At 58.2% G+C, this 5,125-nt stretch carries 7 protein-coding genes; 5 read left to right on the top strand and 2 right to left on the bottom strand.

The genetic code is table 11. The features are described from left to right. The 4 genes from ABX749_RS21125 to ABX749_RS21110 form a co-directional block, all read left to right on the top strand. On the top strand, positions 1-1,089 hold a 1,089-nt coding region (locus ABX749_RS21125; protein ID WP_372897719.1), incomplete at its 5' end, for an Hpt domain-containing protein. Positions 1,090-1,321: 232 nt separating this feature from the next. Beyond that, positions 1,322-1,759, top strand: coding sequence for an HPP family protein (locus tag ABX749_RS21120; RefSeq protein WP_372897718.1), 438 nt, complete (start codon positions 1,322-1,324; stop codon positions 1,757-1,759). Positions 1,760-1,816: 57 nt separating this feature from the next. After that, positions 1,817-2,074 carry a DUF4404 family protein gene (locus tag ABX749_RS21115; RefSeq protein WP_145218095.1) on the top strand — a complete coding sequence of 86 codons (258 nt, stop codon included), beginning with the start codon at positions 1,817-1,819 and terminating at the stop codon, positions 2,072-2,074. A 318-nt stretch (positions 2,075-2,392) separates the two neighbouring features. Continuing rightward, on the top strand, positions 2,393-3,925 hold the full coding sequence (locus ABX749_RS21110) for a sulfatase (protein WP_372897717.1): 1,533 nt from the start codon (positions 2,393-2,395) through the stop codon (positions 3,923-3,925). 2 nt (positions 3,926-3,927) lie between these two features. Here ABX749_RS21110 and ABX749_RS21105 read toward each other — a convergent pair whose 3' ends face one another. Both ABX749_RS21105 and ABX749_RS21100 read right to left on the bottom strand, forming a co-directional pair. Further along, the gene (locus ABX749_RS21105; RefSeq protein ID WP_372897716.1) at positions 3,928-4,530 is read right to left on the bottom strand and encodes a hypothetical protein; all 603 of its coding nucleotides are present in this window, start codon (positions 4,528-4,530) and stop codon (positions 3,928-3,930) included. A 60-nt stretch (positions 4,531-4,590) separates the two neighbouring features. Then, a complete protein-coding gene (locus ABX749_RS21100) occupies positions 4,591-4,785 on the bottom strand; it encodes a hypothetical protein (RefSeq protein ID WP_372897715.1) in 195 nt (64 codons plus the stop codon). Between the two features lie 123 nt (positions 4,786-4,908). Between ABX749_RS21100 and ABX749_RS21095 the strand changes: the two genes are divergently transcribed. Continuing rightward, positions 4,909-5,125 (top strand): hypothetical protein (locus ABX749_RS21095; protein WP_372897714.1); only part of this gene is annotated, 217 nt, incomplete at its 3' end.

Genomic DNA, 5,125 nt, shown 5'->3' with positions numbered 1-5,125 from the left:
TTCGACATCATCCTGATGGACATGCAGATGCCGGTGATGGATGGTTACACCGCGACGCGCCAGTTGCGTTCCTCCGGGTACAGCAAACCGATTTTTGCCTTGACCGCCAACGCGATGCAAGGCGATCAGGAAAAGTGCTTCGATGCGGGCTGCAGCGGGTTCTTGTCCAAACCGATCAAAATCGATCATCTGCTGGAAACCTTGGCTGAGGAACTCGGCGACGAACCGGGTGCAGTAATCACCGAGGCCACTCAGGCCGATGGGGCCACGGCCAACGAGTTACAGTCCATGCCCTCACCGGAGAGTGATGCGGTCGACCCGCCGGTCGAGACCGCCATCGAGGACGACGGGAAGATCACGTGCAGCTATCCCCTGGATGATCCCGACTTCTTGGAAATCGCGCAGGACTTTGTCGACGCATTGCGTTCGCGATTGCCCCAGCTCGATCAGCTGCTCGACGATTGTGACTTCGATGGTCTGGCCGCCGAATCACACTGGCTCAAAGGCGTCAGCGGAAGCGCGGGCTTTGAACAGTTCGTCGATCCCGCCTATGCCCTTGAGCAACAGGCCAAGGCCGGTGATGCCGCCGCCTGTCAGCAGCCACTGAAGCGACTGCACAACCTCGCCTCACGCATCGATCTGCCCGGTGACGTCGCCGATTCACCACTGGAGACAATCGAGCCGAGTCGTGAGACGCCCCGGCAAGAGTCGCCGCGGCAAGACGTTCCCACAGGAGCCGTTTCGGTGCCAACTGTTTCAAGCGAATCAGCAGATCACCCCGAGCAGCCGATTCACTCCACGCTGCCGATGGATGACCCGGAGTACCGCGAGATCGTGATCGATTTCCTAGAGCGATTGGACGGGAAACTGTTGGACATGGATGCTGCCATTGATCGGCAGCAATGGGGCGACGTGGCGTCGCTGGCACACTGGCTTCGCGGAACCAGCGGTTCGCTGGGGCTGCCGCAGTTCAGTACACCGACGTTGGCGATGGAGCGATTCGCCGAGTCGGCCGATCCGCAGGCAACCCGGTTGATCATGCAGGATATCCACGGGATCGCCAAGCGAATTGTGGTTCCGGTCGCTTGAGTGTGTCATAGTCGCTCGCGGTGGCCGAAGCGTTGAATTGGAACGCACACCCTGTGACGCCGACGCACGTTTCTGTGCGGTGATCGTCGGACTTTCATTTTTTGTTCTTGCTGGCACGGCATGTGCGGAAAGCGATCGGTATAACAAGTTCTGCACTCGCCGACGTTTTTTCACAAGGGACTCAACGATGGTTGCCCAACAAGATGTTTATACCCGGCCAATCAAAGACATCATGAACCGTGATGTCGTCACGATCAACGCGGCGGGGACGATTCATGAAGCCTTGATCTTGATGGAAGAGAACCGCGTCTCCACGCTTCCGGTGGTCGACAATGATGATCACTGTGTCGGAATCCTGTCGACGTCGGATTTGGTCGACATGACCCGCGATGTCGATGATGACGTCTACGAGCTGGATCATGCCGATCCGGCCAGCCAACGGTTCTTGGTCGAAAAACTGATCCACAGCATGGGCAGTGAGTCGGTGCAGTCGTTCATGAGCGAATCGGTTTCGACGGTGGACGCCAAGGCGACGATCATCAAAGCGGTGCGAAGAATGCTGAAGGATCAGATCCACCACTTGCCGGTCCTGGATGAGAACGGCCGATTGGTCGGAATCGTCTCCACGATGGATATCTTGGGGGAGTTTGCAGACGCGTCCACGGAATAGTCTAATATCAGGTGTGTCCCACCCCTGTGAAAGCGATTTGGCGAGAACAGCTCTGCAATGCGAAACGAACTCGAAGAAGCCCTCCGACAACTCCATACGGCGCTGGAGTCGATTGAGACCCTGGAGCCCGATGAGGCGGAGCGGCTTCGTCGTGCCGTGGCTGAGATTTCCGGCACCCTGGACGAACAGGAAGTCGATTCGGCGACCCTGGCCAAACGGTTGCAAGAGCAAACCGATGCGTTCCAGGAGTCCCATCCCGTGCTGACCCAAACCGTCGGCCGGATCGCCGACATGTTGGCGCAGATGGGCATCTAACAAACCCGCATTTTCCTGGTCCCGCGGGCTCCTTCGGCTCTTTGTTTGTGTCAGCGCGCGGGCGCAATACCGCTGAATCGACATTGATGGGTGCCGCTCGCGCTAGCGCGAACCGGCTGATGTCAATTGAGCATCAGCCGACTGGCGCGAGCCTACGGGCCCAAGCGAGGGAAAAAGACCTTTAGCTTCGCTGCAGGCCGCGAGCGTTCCGGTCTTTCACGCTGCCACCGGCCCCACCGCGCTCGACGGTCGGGATTCGATTAGAATACCGAGTCTGCCATGGTTCCCCTCCTTTCTCGCCCCCCAAGCAAATTTCCGATGTCCGCACGTATTGCGTTTTCTCTACTCGTCGCACTGACTTCTTGGTTCTCCTTGACAACGGCAGGCCGCGCCGCTGAACGGAACGTCATCTTTATCATCACCGACGATGAGAGTCCGACGCTCGGCTGTTACGGCGACACGGCTGCGAGAACCCCGGCGATCGACGCGTTGGCGGCCGATGGCGTCGTTTTCCGAAACGCGTTTGCGACCACCGCGTCTTGCAGCGCCAGCCGAAGTGTGGTGATGAGCGGTTTGCACAATCACCGCAACGGACAATTCGGGCACCAACATCACTACCACAAATTCGCGTCGTTTCATGACGTCGTTTCACTCGCGCTGCCGCGCGTGATGCAGCGAGCCGGCTATCGCACCGGTCAGATCGGAAAGTACCACGTCGCTCCGGAGACGGTTTATCAGTTCGAAACCTATCTCAACGCGAATTCACGAAACGCCGTCGAGATGGCCGAGACGTCCAAAGCATTCTTGACCAATCGTGACGACGAACGGCCGTTCTTTCTGTACTTTGCGACGTCCGATCCCCACCGCGGCGGCGGGGTGGATCTGTCCAGCGAGCGAGAGCTGAAACCGAACCTGTTCGGGAACAAACCGAATCGCGGATCGTTCCCCGGTGTCGACGAAGTCTTTTTTGATCCTGCCGATGTGACCGTGCCGCCGTTTTTGCCCGATACGCCTGAAACGCGCGAAGAGTTGGCGCAGTACTACCAGTCCTGTTCGCGAGTCGACGCGGGGGTGGCGCGATTGGTCGAAATCTTGAAAGAGGCCGACTTGTTCGACAAAACCATGATCGTCTTCACCAGTGACCATGGGATGGCGTTCGCCGGTGGGAAAACGACCGTTTACGAAGGCGGATTACGGGTGCCGTTTGTCGTCCGCGATCCGTATCAAACCCGCCGCGGCGTCGAATCCCAAGCGTTAATCAGTCACATCGATATCACGCCCAGCCTGCTCGATTTTGCCGGCGGATTGGACGCCAAAACCAACGGCCCCAAGAACCCACTCAATCCCAACAAGTTCTGGAAAGAACGCGACGAGGCGCTGAAGGAGAATCGAAATGGAAACAAGCCGTTTGTTTCCTACCACGGCAAATCATGGATGCCTGTGTTGGCCGATCCGACGAAGCCGCATCATGAAACGATCATGGCCTCGCACACGTTTCATGAAATCCAGATGTACTATCCGATGCGCGTCGTCCGCGACAACGACTACAAATTGATCTGGAACATCGCCCACCCGCTTCCCTACCCGTTCGCATCGGACCTTTGGGCTGCCAGCAGCTGGCAAGCCCAATTGGCCAAGGGCGATGACGCGCCGTACGGGCAGATGACGGTCGGACGCTACGTGCAACGACCGGAGTTTGAGTTGTACGACATGCGAACCGATCCGAACGAGTCGACGAACCTGGCAACCAGTTCCGGTCACGCGGATGTCCTGGAAAAGTACAAAGCCAAACTGAAGGCGATGCAAAAGGAGTTTGACGACCCTTGGATTTTGAAATGGACCTATGAGTGAGCTTAGTGTTCATCGCTGATCTGCGCCGCTTGCCACATCTCGCAAAACTTCTCGGCGACGTACGGTTCCAACTTGTCGGCGAAGTCTTTTGGCAAGCTGTTGGCGCGGACCAACTGAATGACATCATCAAGGTCTCTGGGGCGATGCGGCGCCGTCATGCCACTGGCCAGCTTCAGCTCCAGTAGCGTCTTGAGCGAGACGAACGGAATTCCGTCTTCCTTGACTTCCGAGACCTGTTCCGGTTCGGGGAACGAAACCGGTTTGGGCAGCCCATCACCCGGGTAGCCACCGACAAGGAGCGCGTCGATATCGACCGCACACACGGCATCACGAAAGTTCTTGGAGCCTTCGAACTTATTGATCCATCCGCGTCCGATGTAATGCGTTTTAAACTTTTCCAAGTCTTCGGCGCGAATCAAAATGTCGATGTCGGCCGTCGTCCGCCGGTGGCCGTGCGCATTGGCGGCCATGGCGCCGGCGATCGCGAACGGGATTTCCAGCTCGCCAAGCGCCTTGGTCAGACGCAGCATGGCCTGGTGGATCGGTGATTTTCCCATAAAGAATTGCCCCGCACGCTCGGCCACTTTGGAGATCGAATCTGTCATCGGTTTGCTGAAAAAGGGAATGGAGCCGACGCTTCATCCTGAACCATCGCGTTGCGTCCATCAAGTCTGTTTCGTCGCCGCACGCCCGATCAGAGCCCAGACGGCGCCGGCATCCGTCGTGACATCGTCCCAACGTCCGGCAAAACGCCCACAGAACGATGACTTCAAGATTTCGGGCAGGTCTTTGTGCGGTTGCTCAGAAAACAGCGGATGTTTCAGGTAGACACAGACTTCATCGGTCGCACGGACGGACAAACCGCCTGGGATCTCCGCGGCCGTCACAGACGGTGCGGAGGGATTCGGTGCCGGTGGCGTCTGGATCGATTACAATTCGGGTCCCTCCGCCAATCCCACCACCCCACTGGCCCACATCCGAACATGATTCTCTTTCGCGTTTTCTGCGCCGCTGTTCTCGCCGGATCGACTTTTGCAGGTCTCCACGCCGCGGATGCTGCGGAGGCCGATTCCGTTGCCGCCGGCCACAGCTACCACGGGGAAGCGTTTAACGAAGGCCCACGACAAGCCGCGGAGATGATGCCGGGGATGGCGCCGATCGAGTTTCCCACCTCGACCAAGTCCGAGGCGGCGCAAGGGT

This window comes from Stieleria sp., from assembly GCF_041595215.1.
Classification (GTDB): domain Bacteria; phylum Planctomycetota; class Planctomycetia; order Pirellulales; family Pirellulaceae; genus Stieleria; species Stieleria magnilauensis.
The sequence above is the reverse complement of the archived record's forward strand: the minus strand, read 5'-3'. Positions and strand labels throughout refer to the sequence as shown.